Genomic DNA, 20285 nt, shown 5'->3' with positions numbered 1-20285 from the left:
TTGCGGTCAGCCGAAATGGTCGCAGTTGACCGGCTGGTAGAGCTGGCCCGCGGTCTGCTGGACCGATGGAACGCTGGGCCGGCTGGCTTCGGCGGTGAGCACTTGCGCCTCGGCAAAGGCCGAGAGCAATGCGAGCGCGAGGTCGGAATGCCGTCCCTCGACCGAGCTCTCCAGCCAATCCGGCAACTCGCGTTCGCGCGAGAGCGCGCAATACCATTCGCCTTCGTCATAGGCGATGCGGCGAACCTGCCACAGCGGCAGCTCCAGTTCCAGCAGCGCGAGCGCAGCATCGGTCCAGGCGTCGGCATCGATCAGGCGCGTCAGCCGTGCGGTTCGTTCGCTCTGTCCAAGCGAGGGGAAGCGGCGGCAGGCCTTGTCGATGAGGTCGAGCATCAGGGGCCGCGTCACCGTGTGCGCGCTGCGAAGCTGCTCGCCGAGCGAAACCGGATCGAAGTTTTGCAGAACGGAAGACATGACGGCGTCTCGATCTTGGGCCGGCCGCAGGTCCGCAACCGACGCCATCAAGATCGCGGGAAGGGCATTTGAAAGCGAGATGGGGCAGGGGAGCGAAATATAGGTATTTCATAAAGGTCGGAGCGGGCTGCGGAAGGGGCGGGGAACGCTCACCCAACCCTCAACTGTGGCGTTAGCCGGATGGTCTCCCAAGCATCCGCGTCCCCCGGCCTTTATGAGATTCCTATATCGTCGCCATAGCCTCCCTCTCGAAAACCTATGCCTTGGGTGGCACGTCTCGGCCCGACAGCGCGGCATCCGACTCCGGCCGCGTCCGGTTGCATAGGACATTCTCATGCTCGACATCATCATGCTGGCGCTGGGCTTCGCCTTCTTCGCGCTCGCGATCGGCTACACCTACGCCTGCGAACGGCTGTGACGGGAGCGACGCCATGATCTTCGATTATTCGCTCGCCGGTGCCGTCTCGCTCGGCCTTCTCTTCTACCTCACCTACGCGCTGCTGCGGCCCGAGCGGTTCTAGGGGTGTTGCTGCTCCTCAAACTGCTTCTGGCCGACGCCGCCCTCGTGGCGGTGCTGCTCGCGGTTCTTCTGCCGCTACTGCGCGGAAGGCCGGTTCTCAAGGACCAAATGCCATGACTGTTATCGGTTGGCTCCAGATCATTTTCTTTTGCGTCATCATCCTCGCGCTGGCAAAGCCGCTCGGCTGGTACATGACGCGCGTATTCAATGGCGAGCGCACCTTCCTGTCCCCGGTACTGCGCCCGGTCGAGACCGGGCTCTACTGGATCTCCGGTGTCGACGAGAAGCGCGAGCAGCATTGGTTGACTTATACGGTCTCCATGCTGCTGTTCCACGTCGGTGGCTTCCTGATCATCTACGGGCTGATGAGGCTTCAGGCCGTTCTGCCGTTCAACCCGGCCGGTCAGTCCGCGGTCGCGGAGGATCTCTCCTTCAATACCGCGATCTCCTTCATCACCAACACCAACTGGCAGAACTACGGCGGTGAGAGCACGCTGTCCTATCTGGTGCAGATGGTCGGCCTGACGCACCAGAACTTCCTGTCGGCCGCCACCGGCATCGTGCTCGCGCTTGCGCTGATCCGCGGTTTTGCGCGCGCATCGGTGCGGACTGTCGGAAATTTCTGGGTCGATGTCACCCGCTGCACGCTCTATGTGTTGCTCCCGATCTGCATCATCTACACGCTGTTCCTGGTCTGGGACGGTATCCCGCAGACGCTCGGGGCCTATGTCGAGGCGACCACGCTTGAAGGCGCCAAGCAGACCATCGCGGTTGGCCCGGTCGCCTCGCAAGTGGCGATCAAGATGCTCGGCACCAATGGCGGCGGCTTCTTCAACGCCAACGCGGCGCATCCCTTCGAGAACCCCACGGCGCTGTCCAACTTCGTGCAGATGATCTCGATCTTTGCGCTCGGCGCCGCGCTGACCAACGTGTTCGGCCGCATGGTCGGCAACCAGCGTCAGGGCTGGGCGATCCTGGCTGTGATGGGCGTGCTGTTCCTCGCCGGTGTTGCAATTACCTATTGGGCGGAAGCCAGCGGCACCTCGACGCTCCAGGCGCTGGGACTGACCGGCGGCAACATGGAAGGCAAGGAGGTTCGCTTCGGCATCGTTGCCTCCTCGCTGTTTGCCGTGATCACGACGGCTGCCTCCTGCGGCGCGGTCAACGCCATGCACGACAGCTTTACCGCGCTTGGCGGCATGATCCCGCTGATCAACATCCAGCTCGGCGAAATCATCGTCGGCGGTGTCGGCGCCGGTATGTACGGCATGCTGCTGTTCGTCGTTCTCGCGATCTTCGTTGCCGGCCTCATGGTCGGACGCACGCCGGAATATGTCGGCAAGAAGATCGAGGCGCGCGAGGTCAAGATGGCGATGCTCGCCATCCTGGTGCTGCCGCTGATGATCCTCGGCTGGACGGCCGTTGCCGTCGTGCTGCCCTCGGCGGTGGCCTCGATGGCCAATGCCGGCCCGCACGGCTTCTCCGAGGCGCTCTATGCCTACACCTCGCAGACCGGCAATAACGGTTCGGCCTTCGCAGGGCTCACCGGCAACACGCTGTTCTACAACGTCACCGGCGGCGTCTCGATGTTCGTCGGCCGCTTCTTCATGATCGTGCCGGCCATGGCGATCGCAGGATCGCTGGCGGAGAAGAAGTCGATCCCGCCGTCGATGGGCACGTTCCCGACCACCGGCGGGCTATTCGTCGGTCTCGTCGTCGGCGTGATCCTGATCATGGGCGGCCTGACCTTCTTCCCGGCGCTCGCGCTCGGCCCGATCGTCGAGCACCTCGCGATGAACGCCGGCCAAGTTTTCTGATCAACAAGTCTTCTGATCGAATTGTCTGGAGCGACCTCCATGGAAACGATGAAACTGCAAAAACGTGCTCCGATGTCGGCGATGCTCGATCCGAAGATCGTCCTGCCTGCGATCCGCGCTTCCTTCGTCAAGCTCGATCCGCGGCTGATGATCAAGAACCCCGTGATGTTCGTGGTCGAAATCGTCGCCGCGCTTACGACCGTCATCTTCCTGCGCGACCTCCTCACCGGCGGAACGAACCTTGGATTCACCTTCCAGATCATCCTCTGGCTGTGGTTCACTGTGCTCTTCGCCAATCTCGCGGAAGCCGTTGCCGAAGGCCGCGGCAAAGCCCAGGCCGAATCGCTGCGCAAGACCCGCACCGAAAGCCAGGCCAAGCTGCTGACCGGCTCCGATCGTAGCTTCAGGCTCGTGCCGGGCACGAGCCTGAAGGTTGGCGACATCGTGCTGGTCGAGGCCGGCGATACGGTTCCATCCGACGGCGAGGTGATCGAGGGCGTCGCCTCCGTCAACGAAGCCGCCATCACCGGCGAATCCGCGCCGGTGATCCGTGAATCCGGCGGCGACCGTTCCGCGGTGACGGGCGGCACGCAGGTGTTGTCCGACTGGATCCGCGTCCGCATCACCGCGGCCCAGGGCTCGACCTTCATCGACCGGATGATCAAGCTGGTCGAGGGCGCCGAGCGGCAGAAGACGCCGAACGAGATAGCGCTCAACATCCTGCTTGCGGGCCTCACCATCATCTTCGTGTTCGCAACCGTCACCATTCCGAGCTACGCGGCCTATGCCGGCGGCTCGATCTCGGTGATCGTGCTGGTCGCGCTGTTCGTGACGCTGATCCCGACCACGATCGGTGCGCTGCTGTCGGCGATCGGGATCGCTGGCATGGACCGCCTGGTGCGCTTCAACGTGCTGGCGATGTCCGGCCGCGCTGTCGAGGCCGCCGGCGACGTCGACACGCTCCTGCTCGACAAGACCGGCACCATCACGCTCGGCAACCGCCAGGCGACCGCGTTCCGTCCCGTGCGCGGGGTGACCGAGCAGGAGCTCGCGGATGCGGCGCAACTCGCCTCGCTCGCCGACGAAACCCCGGAGGGCCGCTCCATCGTCGTGCTGGCGAAGGAGAAATACGGCATACGCGGCCGCGACATGGCCGAGCTTGGCGCCACCTTCATCCCCTTCACGGCGCAGACTCGCATGAGCGGCGTCGATGCCGGTGGCGTATCGGTGCGCAAGGGCGCTATCGATGCCATGCTCAATTATATCGGCGGCGGCGCGCCGCAGGCGGTCGCCTCCGGCAACACGATGCGTGCCGTGCAACCGTCCGCGCTCTCGGAGGTCGGACGCGAGATCCAGGCGATCGCGGATGAGGTGTCGAAATCGGGCGGTACGCCGCTGGCGGTTGCCAAGGACGGTCGCCTGCTGGGAATCGTCCAGCTCAAGGACATCGTCAAGGGCGGCATCCGCGAGCGTTTTGCGGAGCTGCGCCGCATGGGCATCCGCACCATCATGATCACCGGCGACAACCCCATGACGGCGGCCGCGATCGCGGCGGAAGCCGGCGTCGACGACTTCCTTGCGCAGGCAACGCCCGAGGACAAGCTCAAGCTGATCCGCGACGAGCAGGCCAAGGGCAAGCTGGTAGCGATGTGCGGCGACGGTACCAACGACGCGCCGGCGCTCGCGCAGGCCGATGTCGGCGTCGCCATGAACACGGGTACACAGGCCGCGCGCGAGGCCGGCAACATGGTCGATCTCGACTCCAACCCGACCAAGCTGATCGAGGTGGTCGAGATCGGCAAGCAGTTGTTGATGACGCGCGGCGCGCTGACGACGTTCTCGATCGCCAACGACGTCGCGAAATATTTTGCGATCATCCCGGCGATGTTCTTGGCGTTCTACCCGCAGCTCAACGTGCTCAACGTCATGAACCTGACGAGCCCGCAGAGCGCCATCCTGTCTGCGATCATCTTCAACGCGCTGATCATCATCGCGCTGATTCCACTGGCGCTGAAGGGGGTTGCCTACCGCGCCGTCGGTGCCGGCGCGCTCCTGCGCCGTAACCTGATGGTCTACGGCTTTGGAGGCATCATCATTCCCTTCATCGGTATCAAGGCGATCGACCTCGTGGTTACCGCCCTGCACCTTGCTTAATCGTCATTGCGAGGAGCGGAGCAACGAAGCAATCCAGATCCTTCGGCAACAGCCTGGATTGCTTCACTTCGCTCGCAATGACGGAGAATTAGGAGACGCAACATGCTCAGAGAAATCCGCCCCGCCATCGTCCTGCTGGTCGCGCTCACTGTCATTACGGGACTGGCCTATCCGCTCGCGATGACCGGCATTGCCGGCGTGCTCTTCCCAAGCCAGGCGCAAGGCAGCCTGATCGTGAAGGACGGCAAGGTCATCGGCTCCGCCTTGATCGGGCAGGAGTTCAGGGATGACAGATACTTCCACGGCCGCCTGTCGGCGACGGTCGCGCCGGATCCGAATGATTCGACCAAGACCGTGTCCGCGCCCTACAACGCTGCCAATTCCGGCGGCTCCAACCTCGGCCCGACCAGCAAGGCGCTGGCCGACCGGCTGAATGAAGATGTGGACAAGCTGAAGGCGGATAACCCGGGCCAGCCCGTGCCGCTCGACCTGGTCACGACGTCCGGCAGCGGTCTCGACCCGCACATCTCGCCGGAAGCCGCCCAATTCCAGGTGCAGCGCGTGGCCAAGGCGCGCAGCATGCCGGAGGAGACGCTCAGGCAGATCGTGGCCGCCAACACCGAGGGCCGCCTGCTGGGCCTGATCGGCGAGCCCCGGGTCAACGTGCTGGCGTTGAACCTCGCGCTCGACCGCGCCGCCAAGTAGCGGCCTAGGCTCCCCGTGGCCGGATGATTATAATGCGCTGATGGTCAGAGAGCGCCGCGATCCAGAACAACGTCCTTCGCCCGAGGCGCTGCTGGAAGCGGCGCGCCGGGAGGAGAGCGCGAGCGGCAAGCTCAAGATCTTCGTCGGCGCCGCCCCCGGCGTCGGCAAGACCTACGAGATGCTGCAAAGCGCGCACGCCAAGCGTAAGGCGGGTATCGACGTTGTCGTCGGTTTCGTCGAGACCCATGGCCGCGCGGAGACCGAAGCGCTGCTTCGCGGGCTCGAAGTCGTCCCGCGTAGGAAACTCGACTATCGCGGGCAGGTCCTGGAGGAGATGGACCTCGATGCGGTGATCGCTCGCCGGCCGCAAATCGCCCTGGTCGACGAACTCGCCCACACCAACGCGCCCGGCAGCCGCCATCCCAAGCGCCATCTCGACGTCGAGGAGCTGCTCTCGAACGGCATCGACGTCTACACCGCCGTCAACATCCAGCATATCGAAAGCCTGAACGACGTCGTTGCCCAAATCACCCACGTGCGGGTGCGCGAGACCGTGCCGGATTCGGTGTTCGATCGCGCGGATGCGATCGAGCTGATCGACCTCACGCCCGACGATCTGATCCAGCGGCTGAAGGAGGGCAAGGTCTATGTGCCCAAGCAGGCCGAGCGGGCGCTGGAGCATTATTTCTCGCCGGGCAATCTCACGGCGCTGCGCGAGTTGGCGTTGCGCCGCACCGCCGAGCGCGTCGACGAGCAGCTCCTCACCCATATGCAGGCCAATGCCATCGCGGGCCCCTGGGCCGCGGGCGAGCGCATCCTGGTTTGCGTCAGCGAGGATCCGCGCGCGGCAGGCCTCGTGCGCTACACCAAGCGTCTCGCCGACCGGTTGCACGCGCCATTCACCGCGATCTCGATCGAGACGCGGCGATCGCTCCAGCTCTCGGACACGGAGCGGGATCGGCTCGCCGACACGCTGCGACTTGCCGAGTCCCTTGGCGGTGAGGCGCTGACAATTCCCGGCGTCGGCCGTCGAATTGCCGACGACGTCATCAACTTCGCACAAGGCAACAACGTCACGCAGATCGTGATCGGAAAATCGACGCGCTCGCGCTGGTTCGAGATCACGCGCGGCTCGGTGGTGCATGACCTCGTGCGCCGCTCCGGCAACATCACCGTGCACGTCATTTCCGGTGACGAATTGCCCGGCGAGGCGGCGCCGAAAACAGTGGTGCAGACGGCGGCCCGCACGGAACCGTTCGATCCGCGTCCCTATCTCAAGGCGCTGGGAATCGCCCTGCTTGGACTCGGCGCCGCCGAGCTGATCCAGCCCTATTTCGGCATCGAGAATGTCGATCTCGTGCTGCTGACGGCGGTGGTCGCTGTTGCGGTGCGCTACGGCCTCTGGCCGTCGCTGCTTGCCACGGTGGTAGCGTCGCTTTGCTACAATTTCTTTTTCCTGCCGCCGATCTATACGTTCACGATCACAGATCCGACCAACGTCGCGGCCTTCGTGCTGTTCATGGTGGTTGCGATGCTGGTATCCAATGTCGCGGCTCGCGTGCGTACCCAGGCCGATACCGCGATCGGCCGGATCAGGATGACCGAGCAGCTCCATGCCTTCAGCCGCAAGCTGGCGGGCACCGCGACCCTCGACGATGTCTTGTGGGCGACCGCCTACCAGATTGCTCTGATGCTGAAGGTTCGCGTCGTGCTGCTGCTGCCGGAGGAGGGACTGCTGACGGTGAAGTCGGGCTATCCGCCGGAGGATGAGCTCGACCAGGCTGACCTTGCCGCCGCCAACTGGGCCTGGAGCAACGACCGCTCTGCCGGCCGCGGCTCCGACACGCTGCCCGGCGCAAAGCGCCTGTTCCTGCCGATGCGCACTGGGCGTGGCCCGATCGGCGTCATCGGCATCGACAACGACCGCACCGGTCCGCTGCTGACGCCCGATCAGCGCCGGCTGCTCGATGCGCTGGTCGACCAGGGCGCGCTCGCGATCGAGCGCGTGCTGCTGGTCGAAGACATGGATCGGGTCAAGCGCACGGTCGAATCCGAGCGGCTGCGCTCGGCGCTGCTCACCTCGATCTCGCACGACCTGAAGACGCCGCTCGCCTCCGTTCTTGGCGCGGCCTCGACCATGCGTGACCTCGCCGGCGCCCTGTCCGATACCGAGAAGCGCGACCTGCTGGCAACCGTGATCGACGAATCCGAGAGGCTCAATCGCTTCATCGCCAATCTGCTCGACATGACCAAGCTCGAATCCGGCGCGATCGTGCCGAACACGGCGCTGCACGACGTCAGCGAAATCGTCGGTAGTGCGCTGAGGCGCACGAGCAAGATCCTGACGCGCCACAGGGTCGATCTCCGGCTCGCGGCCGACCTGCCGATGCTCGAGCTCGACGCCGTGCTGTTTGAGCAGGTGCTGTTCAATCTGCTCGACAACGCGGCAAAGTATTCGCCAGCGGATACCACCATCGCAATCCGCAGCCAGCGCGACAAGGACTGTGTCGTGCTCGAGGTGGCCGACGAAGGCGAGGGCATCCCGCCGGGCGAGCTCGAGAGCGTGTTCGACAAGTTCTATCGCGTGCAGAAAGGCGATCATGTCCGGCCCGGCACCGGGCTCGGACTTGCGATCTCCCGCGGCTTCGTCGAGGCGATGCACGGCACGATCACGGCTGCGAACCGCGAGGATCGCAGCGGTGCGGTGCTGACCATTCGCCTGCCGATCCCGGCGCAGACCAACGCATTGGACACCGCCGCATGAGCACACCATCGATCAAGGTTCTGGTCATCGACGACGAACCGCCGATCCGCAAATTGCTGCGGATGGGGTTGACGACACAGGGCTATGACATCCTGGAAGCGCCGAACGGCAGGACCGCGCTGGAAAAACTCACCGAGGAGCCGGCGCTGATCATCCTCGATCTCGGCCTGCCCGATATCCAGGGCCATGAGCTGCTCCGCACCATCCGCGCGCGCAACGAGAGCGTGCCGATCGTGGTGCTCTCGAGCCGCGGCGACGAGGCCGGCAAGGTGCAGGCGCTCGATCTCGGTGCCGACGACTATCTGACAAAACCGTTCGGCATGGACGAGCTTCTGGCGCGGCTGCGGGCCGCGCTGCGGCACCAGCTCCAGGTCAAGGGCGAGCGTCCGGTGTTCCGCACCGGCGATCTCTCCGTCGATCTCGTTCGCCGTATCGTCAAGGTCGGCGAGCGCGAGATAAAGCTGTCGCCGAAGGAATACGATCTCCTGCGCGTGCTGGTGCAGCACGCCGGCAAGGTGCTGACGCACCGGTTCCTGTTGAAGGAGCTATGGGACGAGCTAACCGATGCGCAATACCTACGCGTTTACGTCCGCCAGCTTCGCCAGAAGATCGAGGCCGATCCCGAGCGGCCGCAATATGTGCTGACCGAAACGGGGATCGGGTATCGGTTGAAGGCGGGGGATTGAGCTCGCTGTCCGGGCGTCACCCTGCCTCCTCACCATGAGGGGTTAGGGCGATGCGCGTTGCGCAGGCTATCAACCTGCCTTCCGATGCCTCGCCGCCGCGCGATGTGTCTTACGCGTGCTGCGATGCCGGCTCGTGCTCCGCCGTGGATGGGAGCGCGCCGACGCCCGTCCCCTGCCTCGTCCTTTCAAGCTTTGCTTCAGCGCGTCCATCAGATTGATGACGTTGCTTGGCCGCTCCTCGGGCTCGGGCAGCTCGATCTTCTTGCCGCTCGCTTTTCGCTTTACCAGCGCCTTCAGCGCGTCCTCATACTCGTCCTTGAATTTTCTGGGGTCGAAATGCGCAGCCTTGGTGTGCAGGATATGGCCGGCGAGCTCGACCATGTCCTTGGTGATCTTCGGGCTCTTGATGTCGTCGAAGAACTGGTCCTCGTCGCGCAGCTCATAGGGGTAGCGCAGCGTCGTGCCGAGCAGGCCCTTGTCGAGCGGTTCTATGGTCATGACGTGCTCGCGGTTCGTCAGAACGATCTTGGCGAGCGCCACGCGGTCCTGGTCCTTCAGTGCGTCGCGGATCACGGCAAAGGCTTCGACCGCGGCCTTGCCTTCAGGGGCGATGTAATAGGGACGGTCGAGATAGCGCTGGTCGATCTCATCTCGCGGCACGAAGCTCTCCATCTCGATCGTGTGGTTGCTCTCGATCTGGACGGCTTCGAGCTCCTCCTTGTCGATCTCGACATATTTGCCCTTGCGCAGCTCATAGCCCCGCACTTTCTGGCCATCCTCGACGACGTCGCCGGTCTCGGAATCGACCATCTGCTGCTTCAGGCGGTTGCCGGTCTCGCGGTTGATCATGTGAAAGCGCGTCTTCGCGGCGAAGGTGGTCGCGGGGTAGAGCGCGACCGGACAGGTGACGAGCGACAGCTTCAACGTTCCTTTCCAATAGGCGCGGGGAGCCATTGCAATCTCCAGCGTTTTCAAGGTGTTTTAGGAACTCCAACCAATGCTATGGGTTTTGGTTCCTGATGCGGCTTTGGCCGTGATAGGCTCGAATGCACTTACGAAAATGCGGGACCGGTCGTGCTGAGAAACCTCTCCACCTATCGGAAAAAGCGGGACTTCGAGATCACCCCGGAGCCATCAGGCGAGACGAGGGTAGCGCCGTCGAAACAGCGGCGTTTCGTAATCCAGAAGCACGACGCGACCCGGCTTCATTACGATCTCCGGCTGGAGTTCGACGGAGTCTTCAAGTCCTGGGCGGTGACGAAGGGCCCTTCGCTCGACCCGCATGACAAGCGGCTCGCGGTCGAGGTCGAGGATCATCCGCTCGACTACGGCGATTTCGAAGGCACCATACCGGAAAGCCAGTATGGCGGCGGCACGGTGATGTTATGGGACCGCGGCTATTGGGAGTCTGAAGATCCCGAGCGCGGCTTCAAGAAGGGCGACCTGAAGTTCACGCTGCACGGCGACAAGCTGCATGGAAGCTGGGTACTCGTGCGCATGCGCAACAGCGGCAGCGAAAAACGCACCAACTGGCTGCTGATCAAACACCGCGACGACTATGCCCGCGAAGGCAAGGGCAATGACATCCCGGACGCGGACAAGTCGGTCGCCTCCGGCCGGGCGATGGAGCAGATCGCCGAAGGCAAAGGGCGCGCACCAAAGCCGTTCATGCTGGCGAAGGGCACCAAGGGCCAGGCCGATGCGGTCTGGCAGTCCAATCGCGCCGAGCAAGAGACGCGCACCATCAAGCCTGCGCCGCGCGCGGCCCTGAAGAAGGGCAGGGCGACGACAGCAACGACCGCGAAGAAGGTGTCGGCGATGCCCGACTTCGTCGCGCCGCAGCTCTGCACGCCGGTGGAGCGGCCGCACCCGGGCGAGGGCTGGTGCCACGAGATCAAGTTCGACGGCTACCGTGTGCAGCTTCGCGTCGAGGATGGCGAAGCGACGCTCAAGACCCGCAAAGGCCTCGACTGGACCGAAAAGTTCGCATCAATCGCCAAGGAGGGCGGCGCGCTGCCGGACGTGCTGATCGACGGCGAGATCGTCGCCCTCGACCACAACGGAGCGCCGAGCTTCTCCGCGCTCCAGGCGGCGCTTTCGGACGGCAAGACCGATGACCTCATCTTCTTTGCTTTCGATCTCCTGTTTGCCGACGGCCTTGACCTGCGCCGGTTGCCGCTCGGCGAGCGCAAGACGCGGCTTAAGAAGTTGCTGGGCGCGCGCAAGAAGAAGTCGAGCCAGATCCGCTATGTCGAGCATTTCGAGAGCGGTGGCGATGCGGTGCTGCAATCGGCCTGCAAGCTCGAGCTCGAAGGCGTGGTCTCGAAGAAGCTCGACGCACCCTATCGTTCGGGGCGCACCGAAAGCTGGACCAAGGCAAAATGTCGCGCCGGCCATGAGGTCGTGATTGGCGGTTACAAGACCACCAACGGAAAATTCCGCTCTCTGATGGCTGGCGTGCACCGCGGCGATGATCTTGCCTTTGTCGGCATCGTCGGCACCGGTTTTGGTGCCGACAAGGTCAAGCGCATCACGCCGCTTCTGAAGGCGGCGGAGGCCAAAGAGAGCCCGTTCGGCGGCAAGAACGCGCCGAAGAAGACCCGCGACGTGCACTGGCTGAAACCCGAGCTCGTGGCCGAGATCGAGTTCGCGGGCTTCACCGCCGACGGCAACATCCGTCAGGCGGCGTTCAAGGGCCTGCGGCAGGACAAGCCGGCCGAGGAGGTCGAAGCCGAGAGGCCGGCGAAGACGGAGCTTGCCGAGCCGTTGCCGCGGACGAGCAAGGCGAAGGCAGGTCGGCGGCAGAAGGAGTCCGGCGCGGCCGAAGTGATGGGCGTCGTCATCTCGAAGCCCGACAAGGAGCTGTGGCCGGATGGCGGGGATGGCGATCCGGTCACCAAGCTCGATCTCGCGCGATATTTCGAGGCGGTTGGCGAATGGATGATTGCGCATCTGAAGGGGCGGCCGTGCTCGCTCATTCGCGCGCCCGACGGCATCAAAGGTGAGAAATTCTTCCAGCGCCATGCCATGCAGGGCACGTCGAATTTGTTGGAGCTCGCAAAGGTCTCCGGCGATCGCAAGCCATATTTGCAGGTCGATCGGATCGAGGGGCTTGCGGCGGTGGCGCAGATCGGCGGCGTCGAGCTGCATCCCTGGAATTGCGCGCCTTACGCCTATGACACGCCGGGCCGGCTGGTGTTCGATCTCGATCCCGCGCCGGACGTAGCGTTCCCCGATGTGGTCGAGGCGGCCAGGGAGATGCGGCAGCGTCTGTCCGATGTCGGCCTGGAGAGCTTCTGCAAGACCACCGGCGGCAAGGGCATGCATGTCGTCGTGCCGCTGCTTCACGGCGCGCGGGACAAGGTCGATTGGAAGGAGGCGAAAGCCTTTGCGCAGGGCGTATGCCGATGGATGGCTGACGACGATCCGGAGCGATATCTGCTCAACATGTCGAAAAAGCTGCGCAACGGAAAGATATTCCTCGACTACCTGCGCAACGATCGCCTCTCGACGGCCGTGGCGCCGCTGTCGCCGCGTGCCCGCGACGGCGCGACGGTGTCCATGCCGCTGACCTGGGCGCAGGCGAAGAGCGATCTCGATCCGAGGCGCTACACGCTGCGCACCGTGCCGGGACTTCTGGCGCGATCAAAGGCGTGGGATGGCTATGATGACGCGGCGGCATCGATCAAGGCCGCGATCAAGAAGCTGGCGGGGAAGGCGAAGTAGTCACACTATTCGCCGCAGATGCGGAAACCGTAGGGTGGGCAAAGCGGAGCGTGCCCACCATCGTTCCGCGGATTGAAATAGAAAAGGTGGGCACGGCGCTTCGCGCCTTTGCCCACCCTCCGAAGTCAGAGCTAACCCACCCTACCAAAGCGTGTGCGCGGCTAGATCCTTCCCATCAGCAGCAATATCAGCAGAATGACGATGATCAGTCCCAGTCCGCCGCCACCGTAATAGCCGGTGCCATAGAACGGACCGCCGCCGATGCCACTGAAGCCGCCGAGCAGGGCTATGACCAAAATGATCAGAATGATGGTAATGGACATGCAAATCTCCTCCCGCCCTCTCAAAGAAGGGTCGTTGTCTTCCGATTTTCGTCGGGGCAACTTGCCGTCATAGTGAAAGTTCCTCGCGCGGATCGTGATAAGAAGGCACCACGCAGCGGAACCTTTGTGTTCTGACGCGGCCCGATTTACATCAGTGGGCAGAGGACATTGCCATGTCAGCACCGCTCGTCGTTTCGATCCCGCACCGGCTCGGTCGCGAGGAGGCAGCGCGTCGTCTGAAGTCCGGGCTTGGCCGTGCAGCGGCCAGCATTCCGGTGATGCAGGTCGAGGAAGAGCGTTGGGAGGGCGACCGCATGAATTTCCGCATCCGCGCGCTCGGTCAGGTCGCAGCCGGCCAGGTGGACGTTGGCGAGGATCAGGTGCGGGTCGAGGTGACGCTGCCCTGGCTGTTGCAGCGCTTCGCCGAGTTGGCGCAGGCCACCATTCGCAAGCGTGGTCAGTTGCTTCTGACCAAAGGCGACGGAAAGTAGGTCTTGTCGTCAGGCTTGCCCGCGGGGGCGCGCGAGCCTTGCTGCGCTCGCAACGCGCGCCTTGAGCATTGTTGCGGGGAGTGCGCGAAATGCCAGCGAGAGCCGCAGCTCATCACCGTCGTGCCCTGCGATCGCGTACCCCTTCACGTTGACGCTCGCGTCGAATGCTTGCGCACTCGGCCATTCACGGCCACCTTGGGTAAACGGAGCGAATAACCGTCCGACCGCGATGATCGCGGCATCGCGGCCGTGGCGCCGCGCGAAGGCGATGACGTGGTCGCCGTGCGGCCCGCTCACCTCGAGCGGCTGGTAGTCGCCACGGGTGAAGACATCGGCAAGCTCGGTGCGCAGTTCGAGGAGCCGCCGCGTCCAGGCGAGCTTGAGCCGGCCATCATGCCAATGCTTGGCGAGGCTGTCCCAATCCGGACTTTTGAGCGAAGCGAGTGCATCACTTCGCGCGGAAAAATCAACGGGACGACGGTTGTCGGGGTCGACCAGCGACAGATCCCAGAATTCGGTGCCTTGATAGAAATCCGGTACGCCCGGCAGTGTCGCCTTCAGAGTGAGCTGGCCAAGTGAATTGAGCGCGCCGAGCAGGGCGAGGCGCCGGGCGAGGGTCTGGAGCGCGTCCAGGAATTCGGCGGAGACTGTGGGGTCGAGGACTTTCGCGATGAAATTCCGCAAACCTTGCTCGTAGGCCTCGTTCGGATTGAGCCAGCTCGTCTCCTCCTTGCCTTCGCGGGCAGCCTTGAGCGCATAGGCCTGGATGCGGTCGACGAAGCTCGCGTCAGGCGGCGCGGACATCCATGCGCCAAGCAGCGTCTGGTAGAGCATGTATTCGAACGTCGCCGACGGCGTGCGCATCTCGCCATGCGTCGTGATGTGCGGCGCGTTCAGCACCTTCCAGCGTGCCACCGCGCTGGTCCATTCGCCCGGGATCTCGCTCAGTGCGGCAAGCCGCGCTCGCGCGTCCTCGCCGCGCTTGGTGTCATGCGTGGCCGTGGCTGTCATGCCGTGCGGCCATTCCCTGGCGCGCGCCTTCATGGCCTCGTGAAACATCGATAGCGCGAGAGCCTTTGCGGCGGGATCACCACCGACCTCGTTCAGCGCGAGCAGGCGGTGATAGCGATAGAAGGTCGTATCCTCCAGGGACTTCGCCAGCATCGGCCCGGTGAACTGCTGCACCTTCAGCGCAAAGCGGCGCACGCGCGGGGTGCTGTGCGGCGGCCGATCCGGCTTGAGCAGGTCCATGGTCAGGGCGTCGTGCAGGAAGTCGAAAATGCCCTCGTCGGCCGCGAACCATTCCGCGCGGGCTCGCGCGATGGTGTCTTCGATCAGCTTGCGGTCGTGTGCGGTTGGTCCGCTCGTCGTGATGTAGGTGCGGTAGACCGGGAAATGCAGCACGTAGAGCTCGAGCGCCTGCCGCAGACTGTCGGCCGAAAAGTCCCGCGTCGAATAGTGCCCATTGGCGATGCGGGCGAGCAGGCGCGATAGCACGGTGAATTCGCTGGTGAGGAGCGTGTCCAGCACGCGCCGCTTGGCTTCCGTGAGATAAGGAGCAAGCCGCGGCGAGCGGTTGCTGAGTTGCCGCCAGGTCTCGTCGAGCGCGTCGAGCCCCTTGGCATCGACCATCACCTGGGTGATGACGTTCATCCATTCATAACCGGTGGTGCCGTGAACGCCGGCGAAGCGCGGCAGCCGTTCGTGCTCGCACAGGATCTTTTCGATCACGGTGTAAAACGGCTTTGCGGGGCCTTGCGCGTCGCGGACGATCCGGCGCAGCCGCTGGCAATATTGCGCGGGATCGCGCAAGCCGTCGATATGATCGAGCCGGATGCCCTGCAGCCTGCCGTCCGCGACCACTTGCTTGACCAGCCGGTGTGTGGCCGCAAACGTGCTCGCGTCCTCGACCCGCAGGCCGGCAAGACCGTTGACGTCGAAGAAGCGGCGATAGTTGATGTCGCTGGAGGCCAGCCGCCAGTGCCCGAGCTTGTAGTGCTGGCGCTCGAGCAGGTGATGCAGGGCAAGCGTTTGCGTCGGGCGGTCCTTGGCCGAACGATAGGCGGCAAGGCCTCGCTCCATGATTTCGGGAGCGCCGGCGATCGCCTTTAGTTCGGCCTTGAACGCCGGCGCTTCCTCGCGGTTGGGATGACGTAGCCCCTTGTAGCGTTCGGCGAGCGCCAACAGGCGCCTTCCCGCGTCGCTCTCGGTAGCATCCGCCTCCTTGACGATCATCCGCAGGACTTCGCCATAGCGCTCCGGCGCGATCGGCAGGCGATGCTCGAAGTACCAGGCCGAAAAGCTGCCTTCGACCGCATCAAAGCGCAGCTCGATCTCGCCGCGCTCCAGCGCTTCGCCATAAGCCGAGCCGAGGATCGGCAGCAGTACGCCGCCGCGGGCGCGATACGGCAACTGGTCCCAGTCGATGTCGAAGGAAGCTGCGTGCGGCGATGCCGGTCCCCATTCCAGCACGTCCAGCCAGTACGGATTGTCGGCAAAGTGGACGCCGACGTGGTTCGGAACGAAGTCGATGATCAGGCCGAGGTCATGTTGCTTCAGCGTGTCGCTGAAACGGACGAAGCCGGCTTCGCCGCCGAGCTCTGGATTGAACTGGCTGTGGTCGACGATGTCGTAGCCATGGGTCGAGCCCTTGCGCGCCTTCATCAGCGGCGAGGCGTAGACATGCGTGATGCCGAGCGCCCGGAGATAGGGGACGACGGTTGCAGCGTCGTCGAAGTTGAAATCGGCGGCGAATTGCAGGCGATAGGTGGCGAGCGGGATTGAGGGAGGCATGCTCACCTCTCAACGCGCCAGACCACCGACCAGGGCGCAAGTCGGTCACCGGGCTCGCCGCCCCAGATCGGCGTGCCGGTCGATTTTGGTGAGGTGACGTGGCGATCGGACAGGTTGGCGGTCAGGCGCAGCGTCGCGCCGTCCCCCATGCGCCAATGCGCGGTCAAGAGGCCGCTCTCCTCAGCCTTGGCCTCACCAAAGGCAGCGCCCGCAAGCCGTGGCATGATCGCCTCGCGGCGAATCTGCAGGAGCTCGCGCACCAGCGACAGCCGTGCGTCTTCCTCGGGCGTGCGGAACTCCCAATCGAGCACGGCAGATTGCGGCGTCGCCGGATCGAGCGGATCGGGCACCTCGTCGCCATACTTTGCATAGGCCCAGGCATATTCCTGGCGCCGTCCCTTGCGGACGGCATTGGCGAGATCGCCATGGAAATCGCAGAAGAACGGGAACGGCTTGTTCGAGCCCCATTCCTCGCCCATGAACAGCATCGGCACCATCGGCGCGAGCAAGGTGACGGCGAGCGCCGCCTCGATCGCTTGGGGGCTAGCAATGCGCTCCAGCCGATCGCCGAATGGCCGGTTGCCGATCTGGTCGTGGTTTTGCAGGAAATTGACGAAAGTGTCCGGCGGAAGCTGCCGGCTCGGCTCGCCGCGCGGCTTGTTGCCCCAGAACGCAGAGACCTCGCCCTGGTAGACAAAGCCTGACGCCAGCGCGCGGGCGAGGTCGCCAAGTGGCGAGCGCTGATAGTCGCCATAATAGCCGGAGGACTCGCGCGTGAGCATCACGTGCCAGACGTGATGATAGTCGTCGTTCCACTGGCCGCGATATTTTCCGTTCGGCGGCTCCTCGGTGGGATCGAGCAGGCTCGCGCGATTGTCGCCATTCTCCAGCACGAGATGGATGTGCCGCCCGGTCGCCGCCGCAAGCTGGCCGGCGGCGACGCTGAGATCGTGCAGCACCGACTGCTCGCCGGGGAACGCCATGATGTGATTGGCGGCGTCCAGCCTCAGTCCGTCGAAGCGGAAGTCGCTGAGCCAGTAAAGCGCGTTCTCGACTGCGAAGGCGCGGACCTGCGGCACGCGATAATCGATCGCGCTTCCCCACGGCGTATGCGCATCGGTGAAGAAGTTCGGCGCGTAACGGCCGAGATAGTTTCCCTCGGGTCCGAAGTGGTTGTAGACCACGTCGAGAAAGACCATCAGGCCGCGCAGGTGCGCTTCGTCGATCAGCGTCTTCAAGTCTTCGGGCCGGCCATAGGCGCTGTCGGGCGCGTACCACAGCACGCCGTCATAGCCCCAGCCGTGCTTGCCTGCGAAGTCCGCCAGCGGCATCAACTCCAGCGCGGTGATCCCGGTCGCGACGAGATGATCGAGCCTGTCGATCATGGCGCGATAGCTTCCTTGCGGCGTGAAGGTGCCGACATGGGATTCCAGCAGCACCGTCTCTTGCCACGGGCGGCCGCGCCAATCTCTGGCACGCCATTCAAAACTGTCGTGGTCGATCACCTCGCTCGGCCCGAACACGTCCTCGGGCTGGAAAGCCGAGGCGGGATCCGGCACGTCAAGCTCGTCGTCGATCCTGAACTGATAGCGGGCGCCCGCCTTCAGCCCGGCAATATCGGCCACATACCAGCCGTCCTCTCGGCGCTGCATGGCATGGCGCTTGTCGAGCACAAGGTCGACGTGCCTCGCGCCGGGTGCCCAGAGCCGGAACGACACGCCCTCCTTGCTTGCCTTGGCGCCGAAGGATGGCCTCATAGCGCGCCCGCGAAGGCGAGCACCGAGCGCGGCGGCGCCTTGCTGTCGGTGCCGGGCAGGAAGTCGACCGTGTTCAGCTTGGCGCCGGTCGTATTCAGGATCTGCTGCCAGCTCTTGTATTCGGCCATCTTGGGCAATTTGAATCCGATCTCTTCCGGTGCGGCGTTCAGGACAATAAAGATCGCGGGCACGCCGGGTTCCAGCGGGCCGAGCACATAGGCGAGAAATCTCCCTTCCGGGAAATTCCAGTCGCTCTCCTTCATCTCCTCGGCCGCCGGTGTCAGCCACAGGACTCCGTAGGAGCCGTCGGCGCGGCGGCCGTCGAGCCAGCGCTGGCTGCGGAGCTGCGAGAAGCGGCGGCGGATCTCGGCGAGCTGGCCGACGAACTCGACCATGTCCTCGCCGTTGTTGCCGAGATTGTCCCAGAGCACCCAGCCCACCTCATTGTCCTGGCAATAGGCATTGTTGTTGCCGGACTGGGTGTTGCCGACCTCGTCGCCGGCGAGCAGCAGTGGCGTGCCCTGCGCAAGCATGAGGCAGGCGAGCACGTTCTTGCGGAGCTGGCGGCGCAGCGACAGGATTTGCGGGTCGTCGGTCGGGCCCTCGACACCGCAATTGTTGCTGTGGTTGTCGTTGGAGCCGTCGCGATTGTCCTCGCCATTGGCCTCATTGTGCTTCTGGTTGTAGCTGAAGAGGTCGGCGAGGGTGAAGCCGTCGTGCACGGTGATGTGGTTGATGCTGGCGCGCAGCTTGCGGCCGTCATGGTGGAACAGGTCGGATGACGCCGTCATGCGGCTGGAGATGTCGCCGATCAGGCTGCCTTCGCCACTCCAGTAGCGGCGCATGGCGCTGCGGTAGCGGTCGTTCCATTCCGACCATTGCGAGGGAAACGCGCCGACCTGATAGCCGCCGAGGCCGAGGTCCCAGGGTTCTGCGACGAGTTTTACGCCCTGGAGCACCGGATCTTGGCGGACCGCGGTCAGGAACGAGCTGCCGCGATCAAACCCGTTCGGTCCGCGCGCGAGCGTGGTAGCGAGATCGAACCGGAAGCCGTCGACATGGCAGACCTCGACCCAGTAACGCAGCGAATCCGTCACCATCTGGAGCACGCGCGGATGGGTGAGGTTCACCGACGAGCCACAGCCGGTGAAGTCGTCGTAGTAGCGCGGGTTCTCGCGGTTCAGCCAGTAATAGGAGGCGTTGTCGATGCCGCGGAAGGACAGCGTCGGGCCGAGATGGTTGCCTTCCGCGGTATGGTTATAGACGACATCGAGCATCACCTCGATGCCGGCGTCGTGCAGGCGCGCCACGGTGGTGCGGAAGGAGTCCAGCGGATTGTCCTGCGCGTAGCGTGGCTCCGGCGCGAAGAAGGCGAGGGTGTTGTAGCCCCAGTAGTTGGCGAGCTTCTTCTCCACCAGCACGCGGTCGTCGATGAAGCCGTGGATCGGCAGCAGCTCGACGGTGGTCACACCTAACCGTTTCAGATGCTCGATCATTGCAGGCGAGGACAGTCCGCCAAGCGTGCCGCGCAGGTTCGGCGGCACGTCGTCGCGCCTCTGCGTCAGCCCCTTGACGTGGGCCTCGTAGATGATCGTCTCGTCCCAGGGGATGTTCGGGCGGATTTCGCGCCGGCCCCAGTTGAAGGTCTCGTCGACGACGACGGCCTTGATCATGCCACGCGCATTGTCGCGCCGGTCGAAGGATAAATCCTCGCGCGGGCTGCCGGTGCGATAGGCGAAGTGCGCGTCGCTCCACACCAGCCGCCCGGCGAGCCGCTTGGCGTAGGGGTCGAGCAGGAGCTTGTTGGGATTGAAACGGTGGCCGTGCTCGGGCTCGTAGGGGCCGTGCACGCGGTAGCCGTAAAGCTGACCCGGCGAGACGTCGTTGAGATAGCCGTGCCAGACGTCCTCGGTGCGCTCGGGCAATTCGATGCGCTCGAGCTCGCGCCGTCCCTGGCTGTCGAACAGGCACAGCTCGACCTTCTGCGCGTTGGCGGAGAACAGCGCGAAGTTGGTGCCGCGTCCGTCCCAGCTTGCACCGAGGCGTGCGGGCGTTCCGGCGGTCAGTCGCATGCG

The 20285-nt window shown here is 64.3% G+C and carries 14 protein-coding genes; 8 read left to right on the top strand and 6 right to left on the bottom strand.

What is annotated here, in order from left to right; translation table 11 throughout:
• Positions 1–6 precede the first annotated feature (6 nt).
• Complete coding sequence (locus YUU_RS0123950; protein ID WP_027524680.1) at positions 7–474, bottom strand: hypothetical protein; 468 nt, start codon at positions 472–474, stop codon at positions 7–9.
• A 431-nt stretch (positions 475–905) separates the two neighbouring features.
• Between YUU_RS0123950 and YUU_RS51535 the strand changes: the two genes are divergently transcribed.
• From YUU_RS51535 to YUU_RS0123910, 6 genes are all read left to right on the top strand, one after another.
• A complete protein-coding gene (locus YUU_RS51535) occupies positions 906–995 on the top strand; it encodes a K(+)-transporting ATPase subunit F (RefSeq protein ID WP_018454042.1) in 90 nt (29 codons plus the stop codon).
• Positions 996–1107: 112 nt separating this feature from the next.
• Entirely contained in the window at positions 1108–2811 is a 1704-nt protein-coding gene (gene kdpA / locus YUU_RS0123930) for a potassium-transporting ATPase subunit KdpA (RefSeq protein ID WP_027524679.1), read from the top strand.
• Between the two features lie 39 nt (positions 2812–2850).
• Positions 2851–4965 carry a potassium-transporting ATPase subunit KdpB gene (kdpB, locus tag YUU_RS0123925; protein ID WP_027524678.1) on the top strand — a complete coding sequence of 705 codons (2115 nt, stop codon included), beginning with the start codon at positions 2851–2853 and terminating at the stop codon, positions 4963–4965.
• 102 nt (positions 4966–5067) lie between these two features.
• A complete protein-coding gene (locus YUU_RS0123920; protein WP_027524677.1) occupies positions 5068–5670 on the top strand; it encodes a K(+)-transporting ATPase subunit C in 603 nt (200 codons plus the stop codon).
• A 40-nt stretch (positions 5671–5710) separates the two neighbouring features.
• A complete protein-coding gene (locus tag YUU_RS0123915; protein WP_027524676.1) occupies positions 5711–8434 on the top strand; it encodes a sensor histidine kinase KdpD in 2724 nt (907 codons plus the stop codon).
• Entirely contained in the window at positions 8431–9120 is a 690-nt protein-coding gene (locus tag YUU_RS0123910; protein ID WP_027524675.1) for a response regulator, read from the top strand. Before YUU_RS0123915 ends, YUU_RS0123910 begins: the two co-directional genes overlap by 4 nt.
• A gap of 69 nt (positions 9121–9189) precedes the next feature.
• Here YUU_RS0123910 and YUU_RS0123905 read toward each other — a convergent pair whose 3' ends face one another.
• A complete protein-coding gene (locus YUU_RS0123905) occupies positions 9190–10074 on the bottom strand; it encodes a Ku protein (protein ID WP_027524674.1) in 885 nt (294 codons plus the stop codon).
• 120 nt (positions 10075–10194) lie between these two features.
• On the opposite strand from YUU_RS0123905, the gene ligD reads away from it, so the two are divergent.
• On the top strand, positions 10195–12846 hold the full coding sequence (gene ligD / locus YUU_RS0123900) for a DNA ligase D (RefSeq protein WP_027524673.1): 2652 nt from the start codon (positions 10195–10197) through the stop codon (positions 12844–12846).
• Between the two features lie 161 nt (positions 12847–13007).
• Here ligD and YUU_RS56540 read toward each other — a convergent pair whose 3' ends face one another.
• The gene (locus YUU_RS56540) at positions 13008–13169 is read right to left on the bottom strand and encodes a DUF3309 family protein (protein ID WP_084801522.1); all 162 of its coding nucleotides are present in this window, start codon (positions 13167–13169) and stop codon (positions 13008–13010) included.
• Between the two features lie 173 nt (positions 13170–13342).
• On the opposite strand from YUU_RS56540, the gene YUU_RS0123890 reads away from it, so the two are divergent.
• On the top strand, positions 13343–13660 hold the full coding sequence (locus YUU_RS0123890) for a polyhydroxyalkanoic acid system family protein (RefSeq protein ID WP_027524672.1): 318 nt from the start codon (positions 13343–13345) through the stop codon (positions 13658–13660).
• Positions 13661–13669: 9 nt separating this feature from the next.
• Here YUU_RS0123890 and treY read toward each other — a convergent pair whose 3' ends face one another.
• From treY to glgX, 3 genes are read right to left on the bottom strand one after another with little or no spacing between them, the layout of a single operon-like run.
• A complete protein-coding gene (gene treY / locus YUU_RS0123885) occupies positions 13670–16453 on the bottom strand; it encodes a malto-oligosyltrehalose synthase (protein WP_027524671.1) in 2784 nt (927 codons plus the stop codon).
• Positions 16454–16455: 2 nt separating this feature from the next.
• Positions 16456–18210 carry a malto-oligosyltrehalose trehalohydrolase gene (gene treZ / locus YUU_RS0123880; RefSeq protein WP_027524670.1) on the bottom strand — a complete coding sequence of 585 codons (1755 nt, stop codon included), beginning with the start codon at positions 18208–18210 and terminating at the stop codon, positions 16456–16458.
• Positions 18207–20282, bottom strand: a complete 2076-nt coding sequence (glgX, locus tag YUU_RS0123875) for a glycogen debranching protein GlgX (RefSeq protein WP_027524669.1) — start codon at positions 20280–20282, stop codon at positions 18207–18209. Before glgX ends, treZ begins: the two co-directional genes overlap by 4 nt.
• Positions 20283–20285: the final 3 nt, after the last annotated feature.

The organism is Bradyrhizobium sp. Ec3.3 (assembly GCF_000472925.1).
Taxonomy (GTDB): Bacteria; Pseudomonadota; Alphaproteobacteria; order Rhizobiales; family Xanthobacteraceae; genus Bradyrhizobium.
This window is presented reverse-complemented; position numbering and strand designations above follow the sequence as displayed.

Excerpts from the sequence above, each read along its gene's own strand:
- YUU_RS0123950 (WP_027524680.1), bottom strand. The coding sequence starts at position 474 with ATGTCTTCCGTTCTGCAAAACTTCGATCCGGTTTCGCTCGGCGAGCAG.
- YUU_RS51535 (WP_018454042.1), top strand. The coding sequence starts at position 906 with ATGATCTTCGATTATTCGCTCGCCGGTGCCGTCTCGCTCGGCCTTCTC.
- kdpA (WP_027524679.1), top strand. The coding sequence starts at position 1,108 with ATGACTGTTATCGGTTGGCTCCAGATCATTTTCTTTTGCGTCATCATC.
- kdpB (WP_027524678.1), top strand. The coding sequence starts at position 2,851 with ATGGAAACGATGAAACTGCAAAAACGTGCTCCGATGTCGGCGATGCTC.
- YUU_RS0123920 (WP_027524677.1), top strand. The coding sequence starts at position 5,068 with ATGCTCAGAGAAATCCGCCCCGCCATCGTCCTGCTGGTCGCGCTCACT.
- YUU_RS0123915 (WP_027524676.1), top strand. The coding sequence starts at position 5,711 with ATGGTCAGAGAGCGCCGCGATCCAGAACAACGTCCTTCGCCCGAGGCG.
- YUU_RS0123910 (WP_027524675.1), top strand. The coding sequence starts at position 8,431 with ATGAGCACACCATCGATCAAGGTTCTGGTCATCGACGACGAACCGCCG.
- YUU_RS0123905 (WP_027524674.1), bottom strand. The coding sequence starts at position 10,074 with ATGGCTCCCCGCGCCTATTGGAAAGGAACGTTGAAGCTGTCGCTCGTC.
- YUU_RS56540 (WP_084801522.1), bottom strand. The coding sequence starts at position 13,169 with ATGTCCATTACCATCATTCTGATCATTTTGGTCATAGCCCTGCTCGGC.
- YUU_RS0123890 (WP_027524672.1), top strand. The coding sequence starts at position 13,343 with ATGTCAGCACCGCTCGTCGTTTCGATCCCGCACCGGCTCGGTCGCGAG.
- treY (WP_027524671.1), bottom strand. The coding sequence starts at position 16,453 with ATGCCTCCCTCAATCCCGCTCGCCACCTATCGCCTGCAATTCGCCGCC.
- treZ (WP_027524670.1), bottom strand. The coding sequence starts at position 18,210 with ATGAGGCCATCCTTCGGCGCCAAGGCAAGCAAGGAGGGCGTGTCGTTC.
- glgX (WP_027524669.1), bottom strand. The coding sequence starts at position 20,282 with ATGCGACTGACCGCCGGAACGCCCGCACGCCTCGGTGCAAGCTGGGAC.